Below are 26,262 nucleotides of genomic sequence, written 5' to 3' on the forward strand. Positions count from 1 at the left end.
AACGCTGGCTGCTTAGGGAGGGCGTTCGTATGCCTCGCTTGGGTTCTGTTCAAGGTTTTATCCCCCCGTACATCCTCAGCCGTATCGTTGATCATGGTGATGAACGCCAGCGCTCCTGCGCGTTGGGTACGCTAAGTCATGTACGTACGCTTTTGCATAATCCAGGCCCGCCTGGTGTGCGTCAGGCACCGGTGAGTGAGCTGGAGCGTACCGATGATGAGCGTGCACAGCGCAGCATCTATGATGCAAAAAATGGTAACCAGTTGCCGGGTGTGCTGGTTCGCAAGGAAGGCCAGCCTGCCGTAAGCGACATTGCTGTAGATGAGGCTTATGACCATCTCGGCGCCACCTTCGATTTCTTTTATCAGGTGCTGGGCCGCAACTCCATCGATAACCGGGGCCTGCCGCTCTCGGGCACGGTACATTACGGACAGGACTATCAGAACGCCTTCTGGAATGGCGAGCAGATGGTATTCGGCGATGGGGACGGCGAGATCTTCAACCGCTTTACCATTTCGCTGGATGTCGTTGCCCATGAGCTTACCCACGGGGTGACGGAAAGTGAGGCGGGGCTGGTGTATTACAACCAGTCTGGCGCGCTTAATGAGTCCGTGTCCGATGTCTTTGGGGTCTTGGTTAAGCAATACAGCCTGAAGCAGCGAGCCGAGGAGGCCAACTGGCTGATCGGGGAAGGGCTGTTGACTGAGAAGATCAATGGTCGTGGTCTGCGCTCGATGGCTGAGCCGGGTACGGCGTATGATGATCCGATGCTGGGCAAGGACCCGCAGCCTGGCCATATGCGTGACTTCATTGAAACGCGGGATGACAATGGCGGTGTGCACCTCAACTCGGGCATTCCGAACCGGGCATTCTATCTGGCGGCAACCGGGATCGGTGGATACGCATGGGAGACAGCGGGCCGCGTCTGGTACGACACCCTATGCGACAGCCGTTTGACCAACGATGCTGATTTTGCGGCCTTCGCTCGACTCACCGTTTCGAATGCCGGTCGCCGCTTCGGCGCAGAAGCGCGCGAGACCCAGGCAATTAACAAGGCCTGGGAAGACGTTGGGGTAGAGCTGACCTGAGGAGGTCATTATGAAAGAGCTACCAAAGTTGGGGCCGGATGCCTTGTTAAGGCTTTCTCGACAGGGCGGCTTTGCAGCGATCCATGCGCTGGCGCGCCCACGGGAGATCGATTTTTCCAGTTGCAATGAGGATGAGCGCGGACGAATCTGTTCCGTGCTCGAGCGTTCGCTGCCAGCCTCGGCGGAAAGCGTAGGGCGTGGCGATCAGCGGTATTACAAGATCGAGTTGCGCTTCAAGGACAAGCCCGACGAGATCACAATTACCGTTCCGGAAGACCGTGCACCCAACGAGCTGGTAAGGCTGTGGGATAAGGGCGACGCCAAGGTGCCCTGATCCCACTTCACGCCTAGTGTCTAGCCGTCTCGCCTGGCACCGGCGCATCAGGGGGCAGGACGCCCTGCTCCCGTAGTGTTGCCCAGAGTTCCTGCGGGATTGGTACCTGCATCAATTCAACGTTTTCCCTGACCCGCTCAGGCTTGCTGGTGCCCGGGATCGTGGCGGCTACAGTGGGGTGTGCGATGCAGAACTGCAGGGCTGCAGCGCGTACATCGACATCGAACTGTTCGCAGACCCATTTGAGGTGCTTGGCTTTTTCCTTAATGGAGGAATCAGCCTCGGCATAGTTGTAGTTCTCGCCGCCCGCCAAAATACCCGAGTTGTACGGACCTCCTACGACAATACCTACGCCGCGCTCCAGGCATTGCGGGAACAAGGTGTCCAGCGCCTCACGATGGTCCAGCAGTGAGTATCGACCCGCCAGCAGAAAGGCATCCGGGTCAGCCTGCTCCAAGGCAAGACGGCAGGGCTCGACCATGTTCACACCTAGCCCCCAGCCTTTGATGAGGCCTTCTTCGCGCATCCGGGTCAGTGCAACCGCTGCGCCTTTCATGGCTTGGTCAAAATATTCTCGCCATGTGGGGCCGAACTGGTCTTCGGATACATCGTGGATCCAGACGATATCAATCCGGTCGGTCTTGAGGCGTTCGAGGCTGTCTTCAATGGAACGACGGGCACCGTCTGCGCTGTAGTCCAGAATGCGGCGGTAGGGGCGCTCGTTGACGAACGGGGCCGCATTCTCAGGCTGGTCGGCCTTTTGCAGCAGACGGCCAACCTTGGTGCAGAGGGTGTATTCATCCCGGGGTTTTTGACTGAGCACCTCGGCAAAGCGAATTTCCGACAGGCCGGCACCATAATGGGGTGACGTATCGTACAGGCGAATACCGGCCTCCCAGGCCGCTTCAAGCGTGGCGGAGGCTTGTTCTTCGGTGAGCTCATGAAACATGTTGCCCAGCGGGGCACCGCCAAAACCGAGGCGGGGAACGTGAATGCGCATACGGCTCTCCTGGCTGATGAATGATTCTTATGCCGACCGGAGTGCGCGACGAATGTTCCTCAGTGGTCTAGGCAGGGACGCCGCATGCGATTTCTGTAGCGGTAAGAGGGCGATATTCACCGGGTGCCAGGGCGGGGTCGAGCACAATGGGACCGATCCGCTCCCGGTGCAGGTGTAAGACCTGATTTCTAAAGTGCCCGAACATGCGCTTGACCTGATGATAGCGGCCCTCGATGAGAGTAAGCCGCGCGCTGCGCTCGCTCAGGATATCCAGATGAGCGGGCAAGGTAGTAAGGTCTTCAAACTTGAAGTACAGCCCGGCGGCGAATGTGGAGACGTATTCCGGCAGGATCGGGTTGGCCGTCTCGACGTAATACACCTTGGGCAGCTTGCTGCCGGGCAGGGTCAGACGACGAGACCAGAGACCATCGTTGGTGATGAGCATAAGGCCTGAGGTGTTCAGGTCCAGACGGCCAGTCAGGTGGAGATCATCCTTGTCCTGTTCGTTCAGCAGATCGATTACCGTGGGGTGATCCGGATGCTGCGTTGCGCTCACATACCCAACGGGTTTGTGCAGCATGAAGTAACGAGCAGCCTTGCCAGCTTGAAGCAGCTCGTCCAGCAGCTCGACCCGATCGAAGAAGCGTACCTCGTAGCGGCCATCACGCACAGGCACGCCATTGATCCGTACGTGTCCATGCGCTAAATGCACGCGTGCGTCCAGGCGGTTGAGGGTAGGTCGGTTACTGATGAAACGATCCAGGCGCATCAGCCGTTAGTATCCGTTTCATGTTCTAAGGTAGCACTGGCGCAGCGGGCGCACAGGCAAGCCACGTTGCGAGCGTCTTCCGGCAAGGTCTCGAGTGCTTCGGGAGCGATACGGGTGTGGAAGCACCAGCAGTCAGTCACCGGTTGGCTGCAACCGAGCTGAGCACAGCCATTGGGTTGCCCGCAGCGTGGGCAGAGGTGGGGTGGATAGGCTGTGTTCATGTCTGTCGCCTCGTGCGCCTGTAAGGGCGTACGGAAATCGAATGTAAATAGGGGTAGACCGTAATCGTACCCCGTGTGAGGCAGTACGGCTATGAAGACCAGCCGTATGGGCTACGCTTGCTTACGTTCTTTGACTGAGGGCCCGCAAGGGTGGGGATAAGCGGTATCGTCACGTTAACGTCGTGTTCATGCCGCAGCATGGGCGTTGTGTATTCAAAATCCAAAAAGTCACAACAACGGGAGACACTGATGGATAGAGGTTTATGCAAGGGATTATTGGCAGGAGCGCTAATGGCGGCCATGGGGATGATGGGGCAGTCGGCTAGTGCCGCGAGCGAGCCGGTAGGCAAGGCGCTGAGCGAGAAGGCGGGCATTCCGTATCCGGCCGTGATTGCACACCGGGGGGCGTCCTATGATGCACCAGAGTCCACCGCGCCCGCGTATATGCTGGCCCGTGACTTGGGCGCCGACTATCTGGAAATGGACCTGCAGCGTACCCGTGATGGCGTCCTGATCGCCCTGCATGACGACAACCTCAAGCGCACCACTAACGTTGCGCAGCGCTTTCCGGACCGGGCGGATCAACCTGTCAGTAGCTTTACGCTGGAGGAACTTAAAAGCCTGGATGCCGGAACCTGGTTCAATACGGCTCACCCGGACCGTGCGCGGCCCAGCTTTGCTGGCCAGAAAATTCTGACCCTGGACGAGGTGATCGATATCGCCGAGGGTGGCCAGAACAAGCCGGGCCTATATATCGAGACAAAGCAGCCCAAACTGTTCCCAGGTATCGAAAAAGACCTGAAGGACAAGCTCCAGGCACGTGGTTGGCTAGGCAAGCCTGCGGCAAAAACATCGGATACCCCGCAGGTGCATGTGGCCTCGATGCCAGGTCGCGTAGTCCTGCAGACGTTCGAAAAGAGCAGTATGGAACTGTTGCAGCAGGAAATGCCGCAGGTGCCCAAAGTGCTTCTGCTATGGCTGGGCGATGGCAGTATCGAGCCCAAGTCGAATGTGAGCTTTGCCGACTCGGGCGAAAAGGATAAGGCCGCCTATTATGCCAAGCAGGAGGTCAAATCCAAGGCTGAGTACGAACGCTGGCTGAATTGGGCGAAAGCGCATGGCGCACTGGGAATAGGGCCTTCCTCGGCACTGACAAATGGCGGTGATCAGAGTTATGCGGATCTGGTGAAGCCCTGGATGAATCAGATGGCTCACGAAAAAGGGCTGATTGTGCATCCATACACGGTGGATGAGGCTGTGGACTTCAAGAAAATCAGCGATGCGGGCGTAGATGGCTTCTTTACCAACCGCACTGCCGAGCTGTTGAAGTTTTACAACCGCCCTGCAAAGGACGGCATCGACACGATACTGAAGCGCCACGGTTATTGATAAACGCCCTTTAGCGTTATGATGGGTACCGCGTTGCTCCACCCCACTCTAGAAAAGACCGGCTTGGACGTAGGAGGGGGGAGCGCAGCGATACCCGTCATGTCGCCCCTCTTATCCGTACAACCGCCTATGCGCTCACCGCAATTCGATCACAACATGGATAAATTGGTAGGGTGGGTCTGAAAAAGAGTCTGCCAACAGGAGAGCGGTAGTGAATGACTTTTCCGGGGCTAAACTTGCCTTGTTGTGTGGTGATCAACTCCTGACCTACAAGCGAGACGAGAAGGACTCGATTCCCTTCCCGGGCTGCTGGGATTTTGCTGGCGGTGGTCGAGAAGGGAATGAAAGTCCAGTCGAGTGCGCGTTGCGAGAGTTGGATGAGGAGTTTTCCCTGCAGCTGACCAAAGATCGGATCATTTGGGAAAGGCGCTACACGAGTTATACCCGTAAGCCTCTTGACGCCTATTTCTTCGTCGGCGAACTAACCGCTGAAGAGATCGAATCCATACGCTTTGGTGATGAGGGTCAGTATTGGCAGATGATGCCAATAGCGGAGTTCCTGTCCTTGCCGGACGCAGTACCTTATCTGCAAACACGGCTGCGGGACTACCTTGAGCAGGAATCCTGATCTGAAACATCTGGTTACGTTGCTTAATGCCAGCTGAATGCCTGGGTGATTGCACAGAACAAGGTTTCACAGAGCAGTAATATGTTACTACGCACCGTTTTTTAGGGCGTGGAGGATACTGTTTTGCGGCGTCTATTCTTGGCGTTAGCGTTTGCTCTACCGTTAAGCGGGTGTGTGGTCTACGGCGATAACCCTTACCGTCATACCACCACGACCTACTACCGCTCCTATACCCCTGTTTATGTAACGCCGGCTGTTCCAGTCGCGCCGCCGCCCTCTGTCATTATCTATGACCGGCCTGTCACACGTTGGCGCTCGAATTTCTATTATGGCCCACCACCGCCTCCGCCGCGGTTTCGCCCTGGTTGGGGCCCCGGTCCCGGCCCAGGCTATTGGCGTCATGGACCGAGACCGTACTGGGGGCCACCACCGAGACGGTGGTAAGCCCCGGCAAGCGATTAGCAAGCCCCTCCTATCGCTGGCTGGCCATATAAGCCCGCCAGCCACCGAAGTGGGTGATGTCCTTGGCGCCTTCCAACCCATAGGGCTCACAGATAAACCCGGTTTCCCAACTGCCATCAGCCAGCTGAACCTTGCCTAGGCCGAGCGGAGCAGGAATACCTGTCAAAAATGAGCCTAGCTCGCGGCTGGGCAGTTCCCAGATTTCCACGGCAATGGCTCGACCACCTTCGGCTACACGAACCATGCCCGGGCGGAAGGGCGGTCCACCGGCCAATGCGTACAGTTTGTAGTCGGGACTGCTTTCTGTACGTGAAACCAGTTTGCCGCCCCGCTTCACGAGTTGCCAGTTGAGCGGCAATCCCTCCAGATGCGCACCGCAGACGACCACACGAGCATGATCATGGCGCGTGACTGTAGTAGAGGCAGGGGCGTCCATCTGTGCACCGTTTACCAGAGGTAATTGCTGCACACGCTGGAAGGCATCGGCCAGGCTCAAGAGGTACTGATCGGTGAAGGCGCGTCCGAACAGCGTCACGCCCCACGGCAGGCCGTTTTGCATAAAGCCGGCCGGCACCGCCACGGCGGCATAATCCAGCATGTTCATGAAGTTGGTGTAGTAACCCAGATCGGAGTTACGGGCGACAGGCTCGGCCTGCAATTCATCCAGAGTGACGGGGCGGGGGTAGGCAGGCGTCAGTACGCAATCCAGCTCGGCCAGCGCCTGGTCACAGACAGCCTTGAGTGCTTGCAGGCGGTACTGCGCCCGGAAGGCGTCTACGGCCGTCGTGCCGGGCGCCTTGGCCAGTACTGCCTTGATGACGGGCAGTACCGCGTCCGGTTGTTCTTCGATCAGCTCACCCGCCACGCTGTAGCGCTCGGCTACCCACGGACCTTCGTAGAGCAGCTTGGCCGCTTCGAGGAACGGGGCGAAATCCAGTTCGACTGCCTCGCCCCCGAGCGCTTCCAGCTGTCTTACCGTGTGCTCGAACAGCGCGGGACTTTCCGGACAGCCGAGAAATTCGAGCTGCCTGGGTACACCAAAGCGGAACGGGCGCGGAGTACCGAAGGCCGAGGCATCGTTCCAGAGCGGATTGGCGCGACTGTACGCGTCGCGTGGATCGTATACAGCGGTCAGGGCAAGCAGTTCGCTGGCCTCCTTGGCTGTGGCGGTGAAATAGGTGACGCAATCCAATGTACGGCATGCCGGAACGACACCCGCCGTCGAGATCAGCCCTTTGGTGGCCTTGAGACCGACCAGGTTGTTCAGCGCAGCAGGTACTCGACCCGAGCCGGCCGTATCGGTACCCAGTGCAAAGGTAGCCACGCCCAGCGCTACGGCTAGGGATGACCCCGCGCTGGAACCGCCGGAAGGGTAGTCTGGATGAATACTGTTGCGGCAGGCACCATAGGGCGAACGTGTACCGTTGAGGCCGGTGGCAAACTGATCCAGATTGGCCTTGCCCAGGGGAATCGCACCCAGGGCGATCAGCTGCTTAACAACGGTGGCCGAGCGCTCCGGTGTATAGGCAAAGGCTGGGCAGGCGGCTGTGGTAGGAATGCCCGCCAGATCGATGTTGTCCTTGATGGCAAAGGGGACGCCATACAGCGGAAGGTCCGCGGGGGACCTGCTTTCCAGTGCCGCCAGATAGGGTTCCAGCTCCGCCAGGGAGAGCAGATGGATGAACAGGTGAAAGTCGGGATTCAACTGCTCGGCCTTGTTGCGAAGTTCGATAATAAGCGTGCGTGGCGTGGTGCGGCCTTCACGATAGGCGGCGCGGAGGGTATCGAGGCGCAGGTCAGTCATAAAATAGTCCCTGGTAGTCTGGATAAAGCCATTGGCAATACCCAGCAATAGCGTTCTGAGCCGGGTATCGCCTTGCTCGACCCGCCTCTGGTTAAGTTGGATCAGGCGTGCTCGATTACCATCATTCTTTGCCCGGCGCGTACAGGAGAGCCGGGCTGCACGCGAACGTCCTTTACGAGTCCATCGCAAGGCGAGAAGAGCGGAATCTCCATTTTCATGGATTCCAGAATCACCAGCACATCGCCGGCTTTGACCTCTGTGCCCGGTTCCACCTGTACCTGCCAGAGATTGCCGGCAATATGGCTTTCCACAGCGGTCTGCCCGGCAGTCAAGGGGGCATCCTCATCGGGCTCTGGCGTGACGTCTTCGCTTTCGAAGTGCGCCTGACCGGACTCGAGCCAGCGCTGGCGCTCGGCATTGAAGGCCGCCTGCTGGTGGGTGCGGAAGGTGTGAATAGAGTCCGCCTCTTTGGCAAGAAATGCCTGATAGTCCGCCAGGGACAACTCGGTCTCTTCGATCTGCAGGGGATAGCGACCCAGCGGAAAGTCGGCGCGTATCGTGAGCAGCTCTTCTGCTGACACCTCATGAAAGCGGATCTGGTCGAAGAAACGCAGCAGATAAGGCTGGCCGCAGAAGGCATCGACCTGCTTGTAACGGTTCCACATTTGCAACGTGCGGCCCACGAACTGGTAGCCCCCCGGGCCTTCCATGCCATACACGCACAGGTAAGCGCCGCCGATGCCGACAGAATTTTCCGCCGTCCAGGTACGGGCCGGGTTGTACTTGGTTGTTACCAGACGATGGCGAGGGTCCAGCGGTGTGGCTACCGGGGCGCCGAGGTAGACGTCTCCCAGACCCATCACAAGGTAGCTGGCGTCAAAGACGATTCGCTTCACCGCTTCAATGGAGTCGAGGTCATTAATGCGGCGGATGAATTCCAGATTGCTCGGGCACCAGGGGGCGTCCTTGCGGACAGTCGTTGCGTATTTTTCGATCGCCAGTTTGCACGCCGGGTCGTCCCAGGAAAGCGGAATATGGACGATACGAGAGGGTACGCGCAGATCGTTGGCGTTGCGTAATTCCCGCCAGGTTCGCTCGACCAGGATCAGCAGGTCATTGAGTGACAATTGCTCGGGGCGATAGTGAATCTGTAGCGAACGGATGCCGGGCGTGAGGTCGATGATACCCGGTAGGTCGAGGGCTTCTAGGGACTGCATCAGCGCATGCCCCCGGAAACGCAGGACCAGATCCAGTTCGGCCGGTCCGATTTCCAGGAGCAGATGGGTATCGCCAGAGAGCCGTGCGACCAGACATTCGTCGTTATGGCCGATGTCCAGCACGATGGGGCTGATCAGCTTGGAGTCAGTACCGGCCAACGGCAGCACGTCATAGTCGACATTTGGTGTCAGCGATTCAGTCTCGGCATGACGCGCCTTGACCAGTAAACGTGCCGTCTCGATGCTGACCGGCACAAAGCGCACCTTGTCACCGGCCTTGAGCTGACCCATCTGCCACAAGTCTGCCTCAATGATTGTGACCGGGCAAACGAAGCCGCCTAGGCTTGGGCCGTCTGGTCCGAGGATGACAGGCATGTCGCCCGTAAAGTCAACGGCACCGATGGCGTAGGGATTATCGTGAATATTGGAGGGGTGCAGACCAGCCTCGCCGCCGTCTTCTCGTGTCCACTCCGGCTTCGGTCCGATCAAGCGTACACCGGTGCGGCTGGAGTTGAAATGCACTTCCCACTCGGTATCGAGGAAGCGCAGGATATAGGCCTCGCTGAAATATTCCGGCGCGCCGTGCGGACCGTAGATCACGCGCAGGGTGCGGGTATCCGTCAGCGAGGTGCACAATTCGGGCGAAAGGTTGGCACCTGCATGGTAGTCCTGCGACGGGTACAGGTGCAGCACATCGCCTGCCCGCAAGGCACGACCGCCATGCCCACCGAACTGACCAAGAGTAAAGGTGCTCTTACTGCCGAGGTAATCCGGTAGATCCAGGCCGCCTCTCACGCAGAGATAACTGCGCGCGCCGGCACCGCTGACCGTACCCAACGTCAAGGTTGCCCCGGCGGGGATGAACAGCGTGGTATTCATGGGTTGCGACACGCCATCAAGCTGTACAGGCAGTGCTGCTCCTGTCACGGCTACCACCGCAGACGTGTTGAAGCGCAAGGCCGGCCCGGTCATGGTGATCTCGAGCCCCGCAGTGCCCTCGGGGTTGCCCAGCAGACGATTGCCCAGGCGCAAGGCGCGATCATCCATGGGACCTGACGGCGGAATACCCACCGCCCAATACCCCTGGCGGCCTGGGTAATCTTGTACGGTCGTCTGAGTGCCCGCGCTGATGACCTCAAAGGTAGTAGCTTGATAAGTCAGGTTCTCCAGGCAGCGGGTCCAGGGGTTGCCTGAGGCGAAGGGGGTATCGGTGAGGATCTGACGCAGGTAATCGCGGTTACTTTCTACCCCATAGAGGCGGGTGCGTTGCAAAGCAAGGTCCAGTACACTGCGCGCGGCGTCTCGGGAGTCGGCCCAGGTAATGACCTTGGCGATCATCGGATCGAAGTAGGGCGGGATTTCACAACCCGCTTCCACCCAGGTATCGATACGCAGGGCGCGACCCTCCGAGGGCGGAAACTCGACAGCGGTCAGCAGGCCAGGGCTGGGCTGGAAGTCGCGGCCTGGGTCTTCGGCATATAGCCGCGCCTGGATGGCATGGCCATGTGGCTTTAAATGTCTGGCAAGTTCGGCCAGTGGGGGCAGATCGCCTGCGGCCAGCTCGATCATCCAGCGCACCAGGTCCACACCCCAAACCTGTTCGGTTACTCCGTGCTCGACCTGCAGGCGTGTGTTTACTTCCAAAAAGTAGAAGTGCTGGGCTTCGCTGTCATACACGAATTCGACGGTGCCGGCGCTGCGGTAATTGACCGCCTTGCCCAGCGTGATTGCTGCTGTGCACAGGGCTTCCGCCATGCCGTCAGGCAGGTTAGGCGCTGGGGTCTCTTCCAGCACTTTCTGGTTGCGGCGCTGTACGGAGCAGTCGCGGACACCTAGGGCAATCACGTCGCCCTGGCCGTCGCCAAAAATCTGGACTTCCAGATGGCGGGCGCGCTGGATGTATTTTTCAATGAATACGCCCGCGTCGCTGAAATTGTTCTGACCCAGACGTTTGACGGCGTCGAATGCTTCAGCGAGTTCACTGGCCGAGCGGCACACCCGCATGCCGATACCGCCACCGCCAGCGGTGCTTTTCAACATGACCGGATAACCCACGGTCTCACCAGCCTTTAACGCAGCCTCCAGATCCTCCAGAAGCTCTGTGCCTTCGAGCATCGGTACGCCTTGAGCCTTGGCCAGCGCGCGGGCCGTATGCTTGAGGCCAAAGACACGCAGCTGCTCAGGAGTGGGGCCAACGAAGGCGATGCCGGCGGCCTCGCAGGCTTCGGCGAATGCGGCATTTTCGGAAAGAAAACCATAGCCTGGATGGATAGCCTGTACGCCGGTTGATGTAGCGATAGCCAGGAGCTTGGGCATATCCAGATAAGTAGCCGCGGCTGCGCCTTCACCCAGGCTTACGGCCTCGTCAGCGTGGCTCACATGCAGGCTGGCGCGATCGGCCTCGCTGTAAACGGCTACGCCTTTTACCTGGAGGTCGCACAAAGTACGCAGAATACGGCAGGCAATGGCACCACGGTTAGCGATCAGGAGTTTGGTGAACATGTCGCACCCTCGAAAGGGAGGCGGGCCGTCCCGCCGTAATTTCACGCTCCAGGGTCGTCCCGGGAGCCAAGTCGTTGTCATGCATAGCTGGAGGGGGTATAGCGGGGCGATACCTGTCGTTTCGGCGTCGCTCAGTCCCTTTTGCACTCAGAGCGTCGTGTATTCAAACACTGCCCGGAGCGGCTCTGGCAAAGAGTATGCAGCCAGGTGCGCAGTCGCTGTTTCAGTCCCATATCAGCACCTCTGCCGGAGTTGGGTTCCAGCCGTTGCATGGGTTATTGAGCTGCGGACAGTTTGAAATCATCACAATTACATCCGTCTCGGCGCGCAGTTCCACGTACTTGCCCGCACCGGAGATGCCATCTTCGAAGCTAAGCCCCCCTTCAGGCGTCACCGGAACATTCATGAAAAAATTGATGTTGGCAGCGATGTCGCGCTTGCCCAACCTGCCGTCGTGGTGGCAGGCGCAGAGAAAGTTATCGCGGCAGCTGTGCATGTAGCGCTTCTCCAGCGCATAGCGCACGGTGTTGCTTTCTTGGGCGCAGGCGCCGCCAAGCGTGTCGTGGCGGCCACAGGTGTCGGCAACGAGGGTCAGGAGTGGATTGCCCAGGTTGGAATACAACACCGTCCCGGTGGTGAGGTAGACCTTGCCTTGTCGGCGCAGCGTACGCTGGGCGTCATAGCGCTCGCGCGGGTTCGTCGCGCTATAGAACAAGGTATCAACAGCCTGATTGCCTTCGAGGTCATGAATGCGAATCGTTTGGCCGGCCTTGATCTCTTTCAGGTAAGGCGCACCCGACGGGATGACCTCACGGTAGAGAGCGTCCTCAGGACGTTTTTCGCTAGCAGTCATGGTCATGGCAGTCGTCCTCACAGAAAGAAGCGTTCGGTGTTGATAAAGCCGCGAATATTCTCTTCACGGGATGTACGGCAGACGTCGGCCACGCCTGGGTCGGCGCTTTTCAATGTCAGCGTGACGGATTTCGGTGCGTATTTGGGTGTTGGGTCCAGCGGGTGCTGCAAGGCGGTGAGTACAACCAAGGTATTCATGGGTGCATACAGCTCGATGTAGTCGCCGGCTGAAGAGTTGCTTTCGATGAAGTGGAAGACGCCTTCGGCATCCACGTCCACCCGGCTGAACAGGTTCAGTGTCATGAGTAAATCTTCCTGCCCCAGCCCCCACTTGCCCATCTCTACCAGCAGGTTGTCAGTACCGTTGCGGTGAAAGCCGTTGCGCAGCTCCTGATATCGGCCGGGGCCGTACTTTTCGACGACTTCCTCAGCATTTGCCACGCCGCCAAAACTGTCGTGCCAGCCACAGGTATCTTCGACAATGGCGGCCAGCACGCGGCCCATGTCCGAATACAGGCAATGCCCTTTGGTGAGCTTGGCAGTGTGCTGGCATTTGAGTGTATCCGGCAGGTTCAGGCGCTCGCTCTTCTCCTGCGCGTTGAACAGCATCAGGCTGACATTGGCGCCGCCCAGTTCGTCAGTGATCCGCAGCAACTGGCCACGTTTGACGATGAGCGAGGTATGGCCACCACCGGGAACGTGTTCTTCGAGCAACAGGGAAGCAACAGGGCGTGTTTCTTTCATAACAGGGTCCTCAGTTGACGGCGGGTTGGCCCAGCAGAGTTTCCACCGACGTCAAGGCGCCGGAGGTTTTTCTGCGGTTTACCGGGATGTTGTAAGTAATGCGTGCGCCATAGGCGTTGGGCGCATGGGGATCGATACGCATCTTGTCGAATACCAACACGCGGCTGGCGAGGGTGAAGCCTTCGGAAAGATCATGGGTGACCATGAAGACGGTCAGCTTGTGCTCCTTCCACAGCTCGGTCAGCAACACATGCATGTCCTTGCGGATGCCAGGGTCGAGCGCACCAAAAGGCTCATCCAGCAGCAAAATACGTGGCTTCACAATCAGCGCCTGGGCGATGGCCAGACGCTGCTGCATGCCACCGGAAAGCTGGCTGGGGTATTTGTAGAGCGCATGGCCCAGACCGACCCTGTTCAGCATGGCCGCTGCCGTCTCGCGAAGGCGTCGCTTGTCGGCGCCGAACAGGCGACCCAGAAGACGTGAATGGGGGAGCTCCATGCCGATTACCACGTTATCCAGCACGGAAAGATGCGGAAATACGGAGTAGCGCTGAAAGACTACTCCACGGCTGGGATCGGGCTCGGCACAAAGCGGTTGCCCATCCAACAGGATGTGCCCGCGGGTGGGGCTTTCCTGGCCTAAGAGCATCCGTAGAAAGGTTGATTTACCGCAGCCGGAAGCCCCTACCAGGGCACAGAACTCACCCTCTTGAATGCTCAGGTTCAGGTGTTCCAGTACGACCTGATCACCGTACTGCTTCCAGACATTCTTGACCTGGATCATGAACGGGCTCCTGTGTCGTACCAGGGGAAAGCCCAGCGCGTCAGCTGTCGCAGGCCAACGTCCATGGCCCAGGCCAGCGCCGTGATCCAGACGACATACGGCACGATCACATCCATCGCCATGTAGCGGCGGACCAGAAAGATGCGGTAGCCGAGTCCGTCAGTGCTGGCAATAGCCTCGGCGGCAATCAGAAATAACCAAGCCGAGCCGAGCGCCAGGCGCAGCGCGATCAGAAGACGAGGCAGGACTTGAGGCAGTACCACACGCAGAATCAATGTCCAGCTGTTGGCGCCAAGGGTTTGTGCCTTGATCAAGAGTTCCTGTGGAATCTCGCGGACCCGCTGCTCCATGTCGCGAATAAGCACCGGTGTAATACCGATGACGATCAGCATGACCTTCGACAGCTCACCCAAGCCGAACACGATAAAGAGGATAGGGAGGATCGCCAGCGGCGGCACCATGGAGAGTACGGTTACCAGCGGAGAAAGCGGCGCGCCAAATAGCGGAATGGCACCTGTGGCGATACCGACCACCAGTGCGATCGAAGCACTGATGACCAGTCCGGTAGCCAAGCGGGAGAGGCTAGACGTTGTATCCTGCCAGAACACATAGTCACCGGTGCGCTTGTCTTCCTTGAACGCCAGACGATCTATCGCTGCGGCCATTTGAGTCGCGCTGGGCAGGAGCTTATCGTTGGGGTTTTCCGCCAGGCGGGTAGCCGAGCCGCTGAAGTAAGCAAACAGCAGCAGGGCGAAAGGCAGCAGGACGAGAAGCAGACGACTTCCGCGATCAGGCTGGCGATTGATCAGGCGCATGGTGGATTACCTGTGTAGCGGATATGGGCCGGCCCAAGAGACAGCCCAGGCCTTAGTCAAAGCGTGCCGTCGGCAGCCATTTGCACGTACGTCGGGTCGAAGCGCAGCTTCATATTGCTGGTGTCGCCCACCGTTGCACCGCCGGCGAATGCCATGCCAATGGCATTCGCATCCGGCGCACCTTCGCCCAGCAGGCCGTGATCAAAGGAGAACCGGGCGATCTTTTCCATCGTCTTTGGTAGCTCCGGGCTGAGTACGAAGCTCAGGGAGTCCTGAGGGGCATAGAAGAGCCTTGTATTGGCCAGCTGCGCCTTGAAGCCCGCAAGGTCGGTACCCGATGCATTCGCCATGGCCGTGAGTGCCGCCTGGCCTTCAGGCGTTCCGGCTGTCATCAGGGCAGTCATTTCATACCAGGCGCCGGTCAGGGCCTTGCCGAGATTGGGGTTTTCCTTCAACGTTTCGGTATTCACCACCATCATGTCCATGATCTCGCCGGGAATCTGGCTGGAGTTGAATACTTCTGTGGTGTCTGGCGAAGTTTTGATTTCAGCGAGCAATGGATTCCAGGTCGCTACGTTCTGTACGTCCTGCGTGTTGAACGCGGCTACCATGTCAGCATCCGAGGTATTGATCGTAGACAGGTCCTTCTCGCTTAGGCCGACTGTTTCCAGCGCCCGGGCGAGCAGGTAATGGGAAACGGAAAACTGTACGAGATTGACGGTCTGGTCCTTGAGGTCCGCAACGGTTTTACTCTTGCCCTTCATGACGATGCCATCGTTGCCGTTGGAAAAGTCACTGACGATCAGAGCGGTTGTATCCACTCCGCCGGCCGCTGGAATGGTCAAGGCGTCCATATTAGTCATGGCGCAGCCATCGAACTGGCCGGCGGTGTATTGATTGATGGATTCGACATAGTCATTGAGCTGTACCACATCGATCGTAATGCCGTACTTCTTGGCCCATTTGTCGATGATTCCCTGGGTCTTGGCTTCACCCCATGGCATCCAGCCGGCATAAATAGTCCAGCAGACCTTGAAGTCGTCGCGAGGTGCTGCCAGAGAAGGTAGGCTGACCCATGCAGTCAGACTGAGAGCGAGGGTGGCAAGCAAGCATTTACGCATGGAACCTCCGGATGAGTGGTGGGCAAGCAGGAGCAGAGCAGCGCAATGCGCGTCTTCTCCCGGGCTTTTGTCCCGCCGTGTAACCTCGTCGGAGGTCGATGACTCTCGGACCAGTCACTTACTTTCGTAAGCCGGAACCCTAGTCATCTATTTCGCCAAGTTGTAGTGCTGCGGTTCCGGCATGCCGGCTGCTCCTGCACATAGGTCGTATAGCTAGCACCATGCCAATTTCTCCAAACCCTGATAGCACATGGGTTGCGTTATACATTGGGGCATTTGGAACGAGGTATCGTGCGCAACCTTGGGGCATTGCTCTATGCTTCGCACATTCATGGGGCGGAACCTGCTGGCAGGAAATGGGATGAATGGTTGACAGAGCAGATCACCTTTCCTACGGTGCGCTCGATTGACATGAGGACATAACGTGGACGACGACCGCATCAAACTGGAACCGCAGTGGAAAGCCGCACTGCGTGATGAATTCGATGCTCCTTATATGAAGCAATTGGGTGAGTTTCTGCGCAGCGAAAAAGCGGCCGGCAAGGTGATCTATCCGCCAGGCCCCTTGATCTTCAATGCGTTGAACAGTACGCCGCTGGATCAGGTAAAGGTCGTCATCTTGGGGCAGGATCCCTATCACGGCCCAGGGCAGGCCCATGGCTTGTGCTTCTCCGTACAGCCCGGTGTCCCTGCACCGCCATCCTTGCAGAATATTTACAAGGAATTGAAGCGGGACCTGAATCTGCCCATTCCTAATCATGGCTATCTACAGCATTGGGCCGAGCAGGGCGTACTGTTGCTCAACACCTCGCTGACGGTAGAGCAGGCCAAGGCCGGCTCCCATGCCAATGCCGGCTGGCAGCGTTTCACTGATCGTGTGATTCAGGTGGTCAGCGAGCAACGTAACCATCTGGTCTTTCTGCTGTGGGGTGCTCACGCACAGAGCAAGGAAAAGCTGATCGACACACAAAAGCATTTGATCCTGCGCTCACCCCATCCGTCACCGCTCTCTGCCCATCGAGGCTTTATCGGCAACGGCCATTTCAGCCGGACGAACAAGTTTCTGGAGCAGTCAGGCCTTACGCCCATCGACTGGGCGTTGCCGCCTTTGTAAGGCATCGGGCCGGGTTATTCGATTACTCGGCCCGTTATATCCTCAAAGCGTACTGAACACTTTTTTGGCAATGTTGGTAGCGGCGGCGGCCGGGTTTTCCCGGAGTGCGCGTTCCTGGTCAGCGATTACGGTGAATAACCCATTAAGCGCCTGGTCCGTGACGTAGCTTTCAACGTTTGCACTCTTGGCGTCCACCGCGCCGAAGGCAGCAGCTTTGCCAGCCAGGGCGTTGTATTGCTGAGCCAAGCCTACCTTGTCCGTTGCCTGCTTGATGATGGGCATCAATTGAGCGCGAAGCTGGTCTCGGCTGGAGCGGTCCAGATACTGCGTGGCCGCATTGTCCCCGCCGGTCAGAATACCCTTGGCATCCTGAACCGTCATACGTTTGACCGCATCGATCAGCAGGGCCTGCGCCTTTGGCACAGCGGCTTCAGCAGCCTGGTTCATGCTGGTTTCCAGCTGTTCTACCTGCGCACCCATACCGAACTGCTTGAGCAGGGCGGATGCTTTGCCCAGTTTTCCAGGCAGCTCAATACGGACTTCCGGGTTGTTGGTAAATCCTCCCGGTTTACCCAGCTGTTGAACCGCGATTTGCGCGCCCTGAGTCAGTGCGTCCTTCATGGCGCTGGCGGAATCTTGTTGGGAAAAGTCAGACAGACTCAAGGCAAAGGCGTTGACCGAGAGGGTTAAGGCCGCAAGCGTAAGCGCGAAACGTTTCATCTATATCCCTTGTATCAACGGACGGGGGTCAGCTTGATTTCAACCGGCTGGTCGTTGATGCCATTGAGTTGCACCGGTATTGCCTTTGGCGTCAGGAACAGCGGGCGGCCACCCAACAATACGCGAGCGCTGATGGCATAGCGCTGACCAGCCTTGACCTTTGATGGGTCGTAGTCCAGACGGAAAGGGATAGGCGTTTCCTGTTTCACGAAAACGGTACGTTGTGCGAGGCGCCCTGAGGGCGTATCGCCCGTGGCCGCATTGTGCAGACTGACAGTCAGCTTGGCGGTAGGCGGCAAGGGTTCGGACTGTTCGAAATAGGCATCACCTTCCAGGCTACGTTTGGCCGGTGAAGGCGTACCGGGTTGCGGCATGATGACCGGAGGTTTGCTCGTGCTGGGAGTCGTAGGGGTAGGGCCAGGTTCGGAAACTGGGCGCAGCCCGCCGCTACAGGCCGTAAGCAACAGGCTGGTCAGACTTAACAGAACAATCTTGCGCATGACATAAGGTCTCTTCTGAATGGGTCAATCGGGCATCGGAACTGAGGGCGGAATGCTGGGTTCATCGGGCCGTTCCAATGCCACGTGTCGAATCGACAAGCGTATTTCGGCTGGCAGCATTCGCTTGCCAGCTTCTTCGGCCAGCTCGCCCAGCAGTTCATGGTGGCCAAGCTTGCCTTCGGCGTTCTTGTGCAGCACGCCTTCTTTCAATAACGTTTCGATAAAATGCCGGAACAGGCTTTTGTCAAAGAATTCCGGTGCGTTCAGTCCATGCAGGATGGAAAGTCGCCGTGCCATGACGGTACACAATTCCTCCAGCTCGCTGGCTGTTAGTTTACCCTGGCCCTGGTTGAGCAGTAGGGCAATGGCCATGTAATAACGCTGTAGCGTTTGCTGAATGCTGCGGGCCAGCAGTGCCAGACGTACAAACTGCCGTGAGCTGGGAGGCGGGCGTTTGAAGGTCTCGTCCTCTTGTTGAAGCAGGTCATACTCCACCAGCGCTGCCAGCCACTGATCAATCATGGCGGGCAGCTCGTCGCGGTCCCAGCGGATGAACAGTTCGGCTTGTAAATAAGGGTATAGCGCCAGGGTAAACCGGTGAATCTGCTCTCGGCTCATGCGAGGCGTGTTCTGGAAGAAACTGGCCAGTAATGCCGGTAATGCAAAAATGTGCAGGATGTTGTTGCGATAGTAGGTCATCAGGATGGCATTCTGCTCATCGAGATAGAGTATACGGCCCAGCGCATCCTGTTGCTCGGCCAGCAGGTTCAGACTCTTCACGTAGTCCACCTGCGCTTGTCCGTCACCCTCGGGCAGGGTTGCAGAGGGCGAGTAGGGAACCTTTCGCAAAAGCCCCAGGTAAAGGTCTAGTACGCCAACCAAAGCGCGCTCATCCATCGCCTGTCGATGGGTAGATAGCATGATCAATGCCACCAGATTAACGGGGTTGATGGCTGCCGCATCGTTGATCCTGCGAGCCACCACCTCACCCAGGCAGTGAGTCAGCGTGCTGAACCACTCAGGGCGGGCATCATGATCAAAGGAGAGATTACGCCAGCCTTCCTGGCGCTGGTCCAGAAACTGCGGCAGGCTCAGGGGCTCGCCAAAATTGACCCACACCTGACCGAAGCGCTTGCGCAAGGCCCCTACGGCCTTGAACACATCAAAGATAGATTCCTTCTTCTTGGCCGCTCCCCGTAACTCGCCCAGGTAAGTGCGGCCTTCAAAGACCCGCTCGTAGCCAATGTACACTGGCACGAATACCAGCGGACGACGGGAGTCCCGCAAAAAGCTGCGCAGGGTAATGGCCAGCATGCCGGTGCGTGGCTGCAGCATCCGTCCCGTTCGCGAGCGACCGCCTTCTACAAAGTATTCGGTCGAGAAGCCCCGGGAAAACAGGGTGTGCATGTATTCATTGAAGACAGCGGTATAGAGCGCATTGCCCTTGAAGCTGCGGCGCATGAAGAAGGCACCGCCACGGCGCAAAATATTTCCCACGACGGGCATGTTCAGGTTGATACCTGCTGCGATGTGTGGAGGCGTCAGTCCATTGTGAAATAACAGGTAGGACAGAAGCAGATAGTCCATGTGGCTGCGGTGGCAGGGCACATAAACGATCTCGTTGCCCTGCGCCACATTCTGGACGCGCTCGATATGATTTACCCGCAGCCCTTCATAGAGCTTGTTCCAGAACCAGGTCAAGATGACTTCAAGGCAGCGTACTACCGGATACGAGAAGTCCGAGGCTATTTCCTGGGCATACTCCAAAGCCTGCTGCTCGGCTTGTGCATGAGATGTGTTCCCATGCCTGGCTTCATGTTCGATTGCCTCACGAACCTGGGGGGCCTGGATCAGGCTTTTGACCAGATTGCGCCGGTGGGAGATATCAGGGCCGATAACCGCTGTTTTCAGGTTACGAAAGTGCACTCTCAGGATACGCAGCACCATGCGCTGAGTGCGCTCCTGCCCTTTGTTCTGGGCGACAAGCCGGCTCAAATGGATGGGCTCGGAAAACAACACCCGTGTCATACGGCCCAGAACAACGATACGTGCCAGTTTGCGTAGTCGGCCTGCAATGACCCAGTTATCTGTCCAAAGCAACTTCCAAAGGCTTGTTTCACGGTCAGGCGACTGCCCCCAGAACACGCTGACAGGTACGATCTGGGCATCTTCAACTGTGCTTTGGCCAACAGCTTCAAGCAGTCGGGTAAGGCAGGGCGGAACGTTACGCCTGGTAGGACGACCCAGCCAGTCAGGTGAGGGTGTTGTATAGATATAGGCATTCGGTTCGACCACATCCCCAATGGTTACGGGTGTTACCGGGCGGGGCAGGCCATTTTTGATGCATTCGGCATCCAGGACGGCCAGATCGCTTAGCGAATGCTCCTGCAGAACATAGATCACCGGCTTGCTGCGGTCGAGCTTGAGGGTTACCGCTGACTGGTTGATAGTCTGCGAGCGAACCCAGGTGTACAGCAGGCGTTTGAAGGCGGCAAACAGCATGCGGCGAAAAGGGGAGCGATTCATGACATGTACCTGAAATTCAAGCGAGCAGTGTGCCGTAATGGCCCGATGGCGCAAAGCCCACGATCATCAGACTGAAACACTCGTCAGCAAAACTAAAGAGGCTCAGGCACTGCTTGATTGGCGCTCTTTTTTTGACATTTCGATTACGCAATTTGTTGTTATAAAGCACGAATTTTGTGCTTTCAGCCACGATTAATACGTAATTAGCACCAAAAAAGAGCATAAAACATTTTAGTGATAAAACCTGTTGCAATTGCCTGGAAACTTTTGCTTTATACGCCGGTACGGCGGAAACGAGCATCAGTTGTTTGGCCTGGAAGGCCATGAGGATGACTCGGATCGGCTGGGGAGCTGTCCTGCAAGGGCACAGATAATAATTGCGAAGCTTGGAGAGTGGTAATGGCTGAACGTGAGACCGGAACCGTCAAGTGGTTCAATGACGCCAAAGGTTATGGATTCATTCAACGTGAGAGTGGCCCGGATGTGTTTGTTCATTACCGCGCCATCCGTGGCGAGGGGCATCGCTCGCTGATTGAAGGCCAAAAGGTGGAGTTTTCTGTGATTCAGGGCCAGAAAGGTCTACAGGCCGAAGACGTCTCCAAGCTTTGAATCCTGAAAAAAAGCCCGTCAGTTCAACTGACGGGCTTTTTTATTACTGGCAAATCTTCAGGTTCGCCAGATGATTTCTTCTATGCCGGCTGAGGTGACTTTTATCCAGCGATCGGCATCCTCCTCGCCCTGTTCCTCTTCCCAGCTCCCAGGGGCGCACCGTACCTGGACATCCAGTGCGGCAGCGGCTGCCTTGGCGCAGGCCAGATCGTCTTCCCAGGGGGTTGCATCGCTTTCCAGCAGAAGACTGTTCCATTTGCCGACAGCTTTGGGTAGCCAGGTGACTGGAATCATAGTGCCCTGGTAGTCGACCGTACACTTGTAGGTTTGCCCCTGCTGGCGCCACTCGCTGCAGGTACCCAGCGCCTGGCTCAGCCACTCGGTAATAGCAGGCTGGTCGGCATCCTTGAGGTAGATTTCAATGTCTGGCTGGCGCATGGTTAATCTCGATAGGGCTTTCAGGTCCGGGTAATCCAATCGTAGCGTACGGCAACGGTGACCTCGAAGGGTTCAGCCAGTACGCGTTCGCGACGCTCGGCATTAACACGCCAACCATGGGGGGTCATGGATAGCAGATCGGCTCGGGCTTCGCGAGTTTCCAGACTAAGGCGAAAATTCAAGGTTTCACTGTCGGCCAATGTCAGCGCCGAAGGTAAGCCCTGCAGGTGCTTGGCCTCGTCGTAATCACGCACATCATCGTACAGCCGCTGGCGCAGTTCGATCAGATGATCACGCGCCGGACCAAGGCGCAGTACGCCGCCGCCGGGCGTCAGCAAGCGTACGGCTTCAGCCCAGTCAATCGGACTGAATACGCTGGTCAGGAGCTGGCAGCTTGTGTTGGGCAAGGGAATGCGGGCCATGCTGGCAACCAGCCAGTTCACCCGCGGCGCCCGGCGACTCGCCCTGCGTACCGCCTCACGGGAGATGTCCAGCGCGTAACCATCGCTCTGTGGCAATGCTTTTGCTAGACGCGTGGTATAAAAACCTTCGCCGCAACCAATATCGACCCAGCGAGCCGGTGCTTTTTCCTGTGCCAGTTCCGCCAGACGCTGCGCCAGCGGAGCATAGTGGCCAGCATCGAGAAAGCGGCGACGCGCCTCAACCATCTCGGCATTGTCGCCAGGGTCACGGCTTTTCTTGTGCTGTACAGGCAGCAGGTTCAAATAGCCCTGGCGTGCACGGTCAAAACGGTGGCCTTGCTCACAGACAACACCTTGTTGTGCCTCGGTCAGCTGGGCCGAGCAGAGGGGGCAGATCAATATCATGCCAGCAGCCTTACCAGGGTCTGGTAGTACACTTCGGTCAACAAATCCAGGTCACTGGCCAATACTCGTTCATTGACCTGATGGATCGTAGCGTTAACAGGCCCGACTTCAACCACCTGTGTGCCAAGCGTGGCAATAAAGCGACCATCCGAAGTCCCGCCGCTGGTAGAGGCTTCTGTTGTAAGACCGGTAACCGCCTGGATGCTCGAGGCGATAGCGTCCAGCAATTCGCCAGGCTCGGTGATGAAGGGCAGGCCCGAAAGAGACCAGTCAATGTGCCAGTCAAGGTTATGCTTGTTCAGGATAGCCTCAACGCGCGCCTTGAGTCCCTCTTCGGTCGACTCGGTCGAAAAGCGGAAGTTGAACAGGGCATTCAGTTCGCCCGGGATTACGTTATTTGCGCCTGTGCCCGAGTTCAGGTTGGAGATCTGGAACGTGGTGGGCGGGAAAAAGTCATTACCGGCATCCCACTGCTCAGCGGCAAGTTCTGCCAGCGCCGCTGCGGCCAGATGAATGGGGTTGCGGGCCAGATGAGGGTAGGCCACGTGGCCTTGCTTGCCACGAATCGTCAACTTGCCGTTGAGCGAACCGCGGCGACCGTTCTTGACGACGTCGCCCAGATGCGCCGTACTGGAAGGCTCGCCTACAATGCACCAGTCCAGGCGTTCGTTGCGTGCACGCAGACGCTCGACAACCGCGCGTGTCCCGTGCAGGGCAGGCCCTTCTTCATCACTGGTAATCAGAAAGGCAATGGCGCCTCGATGGTTGGGATGATCGGCTACGAAGCGTTCGACCGCGATGATCATGCTGGCTAGGCTGCCTTTCATGTCCGCTGCGCCACGCCCCAGGAGCATGCCGTCTGCGTCGACCTGAGCATCGAAGGGGCCTTGTTGCCAGGCCTCGACCGGCCCGGTCGGCACAACGTCGGTATGCCCGGCGAAGCACAACACCGGACCTTCGCCTCCCCGGCGTGCCCAGAAATTATCGACGTTTTCGATACGCATGGGCTCGAGCGCAAAACCTGCTGCTTCAAGCCGCGTCATCATCAGGGCTTGGCAGCCCTCGTCGACCGGTGTGACGGAGGGGCGGCGGATGAGCTCGCAGGCAAGCTCGAGCGTCGGGGTAAGGGTCGTCATGGATGAATCCTGAAGCAGCAAGGGCACGAAAAGTTGTCCATGGTAAAGCAAAACGCCATAAGGAGCGTCGCTCTTCGGTGATCAACAATGCCGTGGCATGTCTTTATACTGTTAGCTCGTTGAGTGAGAGCCGTTATGAATATTGATCAACAACGCTTTGGTGGCATTGCCCGCTTGTATGGTAACGATGCGCTCGAGCGTCTGGCTGCCAGTCATGTTGCGGTAGTCGGTATTGGTGGCGTAGGGTCCTGGGCGGCCGAGGCCCTGGCGCGCAGTGGCGTTGGCCGTATCAGTCTGTTCGATCTGGACGATGTCTGCATCAGCAATACCAACCGACAAATCCATGCGCTGGAAGGACAGGTGGGGCGGGCCAAGGTCGATGTGATGGCTGAGCGCATCCGGGCAATCAACCCGGCGTGCGCCGTGCATGCCGTGGCGGATTTCGTCACTCGGGAGACCATGGCGGATTACATCACCTCGGAGATGGATCTGGTGCTGGACTGTATCGATAGCGTCGCGTCCAAGGCTGCTCTGATCTCATGGTGCAAGCGCCGCAAGATCAACATCATCACAACCGGTGGAGCGGGTGGTCAGATCGACCCGACCCAGATTCAGGTCGTCGATTTGAACCGGACCTATAACGATCCGTTGGCATCCCGCGTGCGTTCACTGCTGCGCCGCGACTATGGGTTTTCACGTAACCCCAGCCGGCACTACAGCGTGCCGTGCGTGTTCTCGACTGAGCAGCTGCGTTATCCCAAGCCGGATGGCAGCGTGTGCCAGCAGAAAAGCTTTGTAGGAGAAGGGGTACGACTGGATTGCTCTGGCGGTTTTGGTGCGGTCATGATGGTGACCGCAACCTTTGGCATGGTGGCCGCAGCCAAGGCGGTAGATAAACTGATCGCCAAGCCTTCAAAGCCAAAGACGGTCTAGGCCCGTCGGCTACATTTCCTGCTCGGGTTCCTTTTCAGCGATACCGGGCAGGTGCATGCCGCTTTTGGCCAGCTGTGAGCCTTCCATCTGCGGCTGGGTCACCCAGGTCAGAATGTCGTAGTAGCGGCGAATGTTCTGCACGAAGTGCACCGTTTCGCCGCCTCGGGCATAGCCGTAACGGGTCTTGCTATACCATTGCTTCTGACTGAGTCGTGGCAGCATGCGTTTGACGTCCAGCCAGCGATTAGGATCCAACCCTTCGTCCTGGGCCATCTTTCGCGCATCTGCAATATGCGCACTGCCAATGTTGTAGGTTGCCAGGGCGAACCAGGTCCGATCCGGCTCCTTGATCGACTCGGGAAGCTCGCCGCGAATCTGATTGAAATACCGGGCGCCGCCCTCGATGCTCTGGAAGGGGTCGAGCCGGTTGGACACGCCCATGGCCTGGGCTGTGTTGTTGGTCAGCATCATGAGGCCGCGTACCCCGGTTTTTGAGGTCGCATCAGCCTGCCACATCGATTCCTGATACCCGATGGCAGCCAGAAGCCGCCAATCGACCTCCCGTTGCTGTGCGGCCTTGCGGAAGTGCTTTTCATAAACAGGCAGGCGTTGTTGCAGGTGCTGGGCAAAGGTGTAGGCGCCTACATACCCCAGAACATCCACATGACCGTAGTAGCGCTCCTTGAGGTGCTGAAGCGTATTGTCCTGCTTGGCCTTGTCGATAAAAGCGTTGATGGCTTTCATCAAGGTGCCGTCTTCGCGCTCGGCTGTTACCCAGGCGAGGCTTTGTCCATCTCCGAGATCAAAGGCGACGCGCACGTTGGGAAAGTAGACCTGATTCATGGCCAGCTCGTTGGAGTCGACCAGCGTAAGATCGATCTGGCCCTCATCGACCATCTTCAGCAGGTCAGCCACCTCGACCTGATCGGACTCTTCGTAGGTAAGATCCGGCTGCTGGGGTTTGAGCGCGGCCAATTGTTCCGCCTGGCTGCTTCCCTTAAGCACCATGATGCGCTTGCCTACCAGATCGCTTACCTGTGCAGGGCGCCGTGAACCATTGCGGTAGATGACCTGCGGAACAACGTCAAGATAGGGATGTGAGAAGTGGAACTTCTCGTGCCGTGCCGGGCTGGGCGTCAGGCCTGCCGCTGCCAGGACTGGTCCTTCAGCACTGTCGAGACGGTTGAAAAGATCATCCAGGTTATCTGCAGTTTCGATCTGCAGTTTGAGCCCCATACTGTCGGCGAAGCTTTTCACCAGCTCGTATTCGAAGCCGGTATCACCGTTACGGTCCTGGAAATAGGTCGCCGGGCTGTTGCGGGTAATAACGCGTAGAACACTCTCCTTCTGTATCCGTTCCAGGGTAGTGGGTTGTTTGGGAGGAGCTTCGTCAGGCTCTTCGCACCCCTGGAGCAACAGAAAGATCGCAGTCGCCATGATGCAGGCGATTCGTTTCAGGCAAAGCGCATGGTGTGCAAACATCCACTCAGTATACGCAAAGCTATCCAAGTGCCATACCAGGGGAGCGCCACAAAATTTTCTATTGCCTGGATTCCACTCGTAACCAATTTTTGCTAAGCAAGGCCAAAATATCCGAGTGAAATAGGATCGGTCGCGATGATTCCAGGGTTTCCAAGGGGCGTCTTCAAGTCATCGAGAGGTCGTTATTTCTGGAGCGAAGTGCTTCTCAGGACGGCTGCATGAGTCGGTTTGACGCAGCATTAGCGAA

General features: G+C 57.8%; 25 protein-coding genes and 1 riboswitch. Of the genes, 7 read left to right on the forward strand and 18 right to left on the reverse strand.

All coding sequences use genetic code 11. The annotated features are described in order from the left end of the window. The first annotated feature begins 29 nt into the window (after positions 1-29). A complete protein-coding gene (locus B3729_RS03190) occupies positions 30-1,088 on the forward strand; it encodes a M4 family metallopeptidase (protein ID WP_019366594.1) in 1,059 nt (352 codons plus the stop codon). A 10-nt stretch (positions 1,089-1,098) separates the two neighbouring features. Beyond that, complete coding sequence (locus B3729_RS03195) at positions 1,099-1,422, forward strand: protealysin inhibitor emfourin (protein ID WP_010797555.1); 324 nt, start codon at positions 1,099-1,101, stop codon at positions 1,420-1,422. Positions 1,423-1,435: 13 nt separating this feature from the next. On the opposite strand, the gene B3729_RS03200 is transcribed toward B3729_RS03195, so the two are convergent. The 3 genes from B3729_RS03200 to B3729_RS03210 all read right to left on the reverse strand — a co-directional run bounded on the left by B3729_RS03200 (position 1,436) and on the right by B3729_RS03210 (position 3,412). After that, the gene (locus tag B3729_RS03200; protein WP_286787033.1) at positions 1,436-2,422 is read right to left on the reverse strand and encodes an aldo/keto reductase; all 987 of its coding nucleotides are present in this window, start codon (positions 2,420-2,422) and stop codon (positions 1,436-1,438) included. A gap of 67 nt (positions 2,423-2,489) precedes the next feature. After that, entirely contained in the window at positions 2,490-3,191 is a 702-nt protein-coding gene (locus B3729_RS03205) for a 16S rRNA pseudouridine(516) synthase (RefSeq protein ID WP_286787034.1), read from the reverse strand. Beyond that, positions 3,191-3,412, reverse strand: a complete 222-nt coding sequence (locus B3729_RS03210; protein WP_074827669.1) for a cysteine-rich CWC family protein — start codon at positions 3,410-3,412, stop codon at positions 3,191-3,193. Before B3729_RS03210 ends, B3729_RS03205 begins: the two co-directional genes overlap by 1 nt. Before the next feature lie 249 nt (positions 3,413-3,661). Between B3729_RS03210 and B3729_RS03215 the strand changes: the two genes are divergently transcribed. Then, a complete protein-coding gene (locus B3729_RS03215; protein ID WP_286787035.1) occupies positions 3,662-4,801 on the forward strand; it encodes a glycerophosphodiester phosphodiesterase in 1,140 nt (379 codons plus the stop codon). A 211-nt stretch (positions 4,802-5,012) separates the two neighbouring features. Beyond that, positions 5,013-5,429, forward strand: coding sequence for an NUDIX hydrolase (locus B3729_RS03220; RefSeq protein ID WP_286787036.1), 417 nt, complete (start codon positions 5,013-5,015; stop codon positions 5,427-5,429). Positions 5,430-5,901: 472 nt separating this feature from the next. Here the strand turns inward: B3729_RS03220 and atzF are convergent, their stop codons facing one another. From atzF to B3729_RS03255, 7 genes are all read right to left on the reverse strand, one after another. Beyond that, positions 5,902-7,695 (reverse strand): allophanate hydrolase, encoded by a 1,794-nt coding sequence (gene atzF / locus B3729_RS03225; protein ID WP_286787037.1) that lies wholly within the window; start codon positions 7,693-7,695, stop codon positions 5,902-5,904. Between the two features lie 101 nt (positions 7,696-7,796). Then, positions 7,797-11,414 (reverse strand): urea carboxylase, encoded by a 3,618-nt coding sequence (gene uca, locus B3729_RS03230; protein WP_286787038.1) that lies wholly within the window; start codon positions 11,412-11,414, stop codon positions 7,797-7,799. A gap of 223 nt (positions 11,415-11,637) precedes the next feature. Next, positions 11,638-12,273 (reverse strand): urea amidolyase associated protein UAAP2, encoded by a 636-nt coding sequence (locus B3729_RS03235; protein ID WP_286787039.1) that lies wholly within the window; start codon positions 12,271-12,273, stop codon positions 11,638-11,640. A gap of 11 nt (positions 12,274-12,284) precedes the next feature. Further along, a complete protein-coding gene (locus B3729_RS03240) occupies positions 12,285-13,010 on the reverse strand; it encodes an urea amidolyase associated protein UAAP1 (protein ID WP_286787040.1) in 726 nt (241 codons plus the stop codon). Between the two features lie 10 nt (positions 13,011-13,020). Continuing rightward, the gene (locus B3729_RS03245) at positions 13,021-13,794 is read right to left on the reverse strand and encodes an ABC transporter ATP-binding protein (protein WP_286787041.1); all 774 of its coding nucleotides are present in this window, start codon (positions 13,792-13,794) and stop codon (positions 13,021-13,023) included. Continuing rightward, the gene (locus tag B3729_RS03250; protein WP_286787042.1) at positions 13,791-14,609 is read right to left on the reverse strand and encodes an ABC transporter permease; all 819 of its coding nucleotides are present in this window, start codon (positions 14,607-14,609) and stop codon (positions 13,791-13,793) included. The genes B3729_RS03245 and B3729_RS03250 overlap by 4 nt, the downstream gene beginning before the upstream one ends. 56 nt (positions 14,610-14,665) lie before the next feature. Beyond that, positions 14,666-15,730 carry a putative urea ABC transporter substrate-binding protein gene (locus tag B3729_RS03255; protein ID WP_150347789.1) on the reverse strand — a complete coding sequence of 355 codons (1,065 nt, stop codon included), beginning with the start codon at positions 15,728-15,730 and terminating at the stop codon, positions 14,666-14,668. Between the two features lie 54 nt (positions 15,731-15,784). Continuing rightward, positions 15,785-15,884, reverse strand: a riboswitch (guanidine-I (ykkC/yxkD leader). Between the two features lie 270 nt (positions 15,885-16,154). Between B3729_RS03255 and ung the strand changes: the two genes are divergently transcribed. Continuing rightward, a complete protein-coding gene (gene ung / locus B3729_RS03260) occupies positions 16,155-16,844 on the forward strand; it encodes a uracil-DNA glycosylase (protein WP_010797570.1) in 690 nt (229 codons plus the stop codon). Positions 16,845-16,886: 42 nt separating this feature from the next. On the opposite strand, the gene B3729_RS03265 is transcribed toward ung, so the two are convergent. From B3729_RS03265 to B3729_RS03280, 4 genes are read right to left on the reverse strand one after another with little or no spacing between them, the layout of a single operon-like run. Beyond that, positions 16,887-17,564 carry a DUF4197 domain-containing protein gene (locus B3729_RS03265; protein ID WP_010797571.1) on the reverse strand — a complete coding sequence of 226 codons (678 nt, stop codon included), beginning with the start codon at positions 17,562-17,564 and terminating at the stop codon, positions 16,887-16,889. Positions 17,565-17,578: 14 nt separating this feature from the next. After that, positions 17,579-18,064 carry a YbaY family lipoprotein gene (locus tag B3729_RS03270; protein WP_150347788.1) on the reverse strand — a complete coding sequence of 162 codons (486 nt, stop codon included), beginning with the start codon at positions 18,062-18,064 and terminating at the stop codon, positions 17,579-17,581. 24 nt (positions 18,065-18,088) lie between these two features. After that, complete coding sequence (plsB, locus tag B3729_RS03275; protein ID WP_286787043.1) at positions 18,089-20,590, reverse strand: glycerol-3-phosphate 1-O-acyltransferase PlsB; 2,502 nt, start codon at positions 20,588-20,590, stop codon at positions 18,089-18,091. A gap of 16 nt (positions 20,591-20,606) precedes the next feature. Next, positions 20,607-20,915, reverse strand: a complete 309-nt coding sequence (locus B3729_RS03280) for a hypothetical protein (protein WP_074827643.1) — start codon at positions 20,913-20,915, stop codon at positions 20,607-20,609. A gap of 74 nt (positions 20,916-20,989) precedes the next feature. On the opposite strand from B3729_RS03280, the gene B3729_RS03285 reads away from it, so the two are divergent. Beyond that, a complete protein-coding gene (locus tag B3729_RS03285) occupies positions 20,990-21,199 on the forward strand; it encodes a cold-shock protein (RefSeq protein WP_010797575.1) in 210 nt (69 codons plus the stop codon). Between the two features lie 57 nt (positions 21,200-21,256). Here the strand turns inward: B3729_RS03285 and B3729_RS03290 are convergent, their stop codons facing one another. The 3 genes from B3729_RS03290 to dapE are packed head-to-tail and all read right to left on the reverse strand — an operon-like array spanning position 21,257 to position 23,600. After that, the gene (locus tag B3729_RS03290; protein ID WP_286787044.1) at positions 21,257-21,637 is read right to left on the reverse strand and encodes a hypothetical protein; all 381 of its coding nucleotides are present in this window, start codon (positions 21,635-21,637) and stop codon (positions 21,257-21,259) included. 20 nt (positions 21,638-21,657) lie between these two features. Beyond that, positions 21,658-22,464, reverse strand: a complete 807-nt coding sequence (locus B3729_RS03295) for a putative RNA methyltransferase (protein WP_286787045.1) — start codon at positions 22,462-22,464, stop codon at positions 21,658-21,660. Continuing rightward, positions 22,461-23,600: a succinyl-diaminopimelate desuccinylase gene (dapE, locus tag B3729_RS03300; protein ID WP_286787046.1), complete on the reverse strand. Its 1,140-nt coding sequence runs from the start codon at positions 23,598-23,600 to the stop codon at positions 22,461-22,463. Before dapE ends, B3729_RS03295 begins: the two co-directional genes overlap by 4 nt. A gap of 135 nt (positions 23,601-23,735) precedes the next feature. Here dapE and tcdA point away from each other — a divergent pair, with 135 nt between their 5' ends. After that, positions 23,736-24,533, forward strand: coding sequence for a tRNA cyclic N6-threonylcarbamoyladenosine(37) synthase TcdA (tcdA, locus tag B3729_RS03305; protein ID WP_286787047.1), 798 nt, complete (start codon positions 23,736-23,738; stop codon positions 24,531-24,533). Between the two features lie 9 nt (positions 24,534-24,542). Here the strand turns inward: tcdA and mltF are convergent, their stop codons facing one another. Continuing rightward, a complete protein-coding gene (gene mltF, locus B3729_RS03310; protein WP_286787084.1) occupies positions 24,543-26,015 on the reverse strand; it encodes a membrane-bound lytic murein transglycosylase MltF in 1,473 nt (490 codons plus the stop codon). Positions 26,016-26,262 lie beyond the last annotated feature (247 nt).

This window comes from Pseudomonas sp. UBA3149 (genome assembly GCF_002364655.1).
Taxonomy (GTDB): Bacteria; Pseudomonadota; Gammaproteobacteria; order Pseudomonadales; family Pseudomonadaceae; genus Chryseomonas; species Chryseomonas luteola.

What these genes read in the sequence shown, in the direction of transcription:
- dapE (WP_286787046.1), bottom strand. Translation starts at nt 23,600, where the DNA reads ATGACGACCCTTACCCCGACGCTCGAGCTTGCCTGCGAGCTCATCCGC.
- B3729_RS03270 (WP_150347788.1), bottom strand. Translation starts at nt 18,064, where the DNA reads ATGCGCAAGATTGTTCTGTTAAGTCTGACCAGCCTGTTGCTTACGGCC.
- B3729_RS03200 (WP_286787033.1), bottom strand. Translation starts at nt 2,422, where the DNA reads ATGCGCATTCACGTTCCCCGCCTCGGTTTTGGCGGTGCCCCGCTGGGC.
- tcdA (WP_286787047.1), top strand. Translation starts at nt 23,736, where the DNA reads ATGAATATTGATCAACAACGCTTTGGTGGCATTGCCCGCTTGTATGGT.
- B3729_RS03195 (WP_010797555.1), top strand. Translation starts at nt 1,099, where the DNA reads ATGAAAGAGCTACCAAAGTTGGGGCCGGATGCCTTGTTAAGGCTTTCT.
- B3729_RS03245 (WP_286787041.1), bottom strand. Translation starts at nt 13,794, where the DNA reads ATGATCCAGGTCAAGAATGTCTGGAAGCAGTACGGTGATCAGGTCGTA.
- uca (WP_286787038.1), bottom strand. Translation starts at nt 11,414, where the DNA reads ATGTTCACCAAACTCCTGATCGCTAACCGTGGTGCCATTGCCTGCCGT.
- B3729_RS03290 (WP_286787044.1), bottom strand. Translation starts at nt 21,637, where the DNA reads ATGCGCCAGCCAGACATTGAAATCTACCTCAAGGATGCCGACCAGCCT.
- B3729_RS03250 (WP_286787042.1), bottom strand. Translation starts at nt 14,609, where the DNA reads ATGCGCCTGATCAATCGCCAGCCTGATCGCGGAAGTCGTCTGCTTCTC.
- atzF (WP_286787037.1), bottom strand. Translation starts at nt 7,695, where the DNA reads ATGACTGACCTGCGCCTCGATACCCTCCGCGCCGCCTATCGTGAAGGC.
- B3729_RS03280 (WP_074827643.1), bottom strand. Translation starts at nt 20,915, where the DNA reads ATGGCCTTCCAGGCCAAACAACTGATGCTCGTTTCCGCCGTACCGGCG.
- B3729_RS03265 (WP_010797571.1), bottom strand. Translation starts at nt 17,564, where the DNA reads ATGAAACGTTTCGCGCTTACGCTTGCGGCCTTAACCCTCTCGGTCAAC.
- B3729_RS03285 (WP_010797575.1), top strand. Translation starts at nt 20,990, where the DNA reads ATGGCTGAACGTGAGACCGGAACCGTCAAGTGGTTCAATGACGCCAAA.
- B3729_RS03235 (WP_286787039.1), bottom strand. Translation starts at nt 12,273, where the DNA reads ATGACCATGACTGCTAGCGAAAAACGTCCTGAGGACGCTCTCTACCGT.
- B3729_RS03215 (WP_286787035.1), top strand. Translation starts at nt 3,662, where the DNA reads ATGGATAGAGGTTTATGCAAGGGATTATTGGCAGGAGCGCTAATGGCG.
- B3729_RS03190 (WP_019366594.1), top strand. Translation starts at nt 30, where the DNA reads ATGCCTCGCTTGGGTTCTGTTCAAGGTTTTATCCCCCCGTACATCCTC.
- B3729_RS03240 (WP_286787040.1), bottom strand. Translation starts at nt 13,010, where the DNA reads ATGAAAGAAACACGCCCTGTTGCTTCCCTGTTGCTCGAAGAACACGTT.
- B3729_RS03295 (WP_286787045.1), bottom strand. Translation starts at nt 22,464, where the DNA reads ATGATATTGATCTGCCCCCTCTGCTCGGCCCAGCTGACCGAGGCACAA.
- mltF (WP_286787084.1), bottom strand. Translation starts at nt 26,015, where the DNA reads ATGTTTGCACACCATGCGCTTTGCCTGAAACGAATCGCCTGCATCATG.
- B3729_RS03205 (WP_286787034.1), bottom strand. Translation starts at nt 3,191, where the DNA reads ATGCGCCTGGATCGTTTCATCAGTAACCGACCTACCCTCAACCGCCTG.
- B3729_RS03210 (WP_074827669.1), bottom strand. Translation starts at nt 3,412, where the DNA reads ATGAACACAGCCTATCCACCCCACCTCTGCCCACGCTGCGGGCAACCC.
- plsB (WP_286787043.1), bottom strand. Translation starts at nt 20,590, where the DNA reads ATGAATCGCTCCCCTTTTCGCCGCATGCTGTTTGCCGCCTTCAAACGC.
- B3729_RS03255 (WP_150347789.1), bottom strand. Translation starts at nt 15,730, where the DNA reads ATGCGTAAATGCTTGCTTGCCACCCTCGCTCTCAGTCTGACTGCATGG.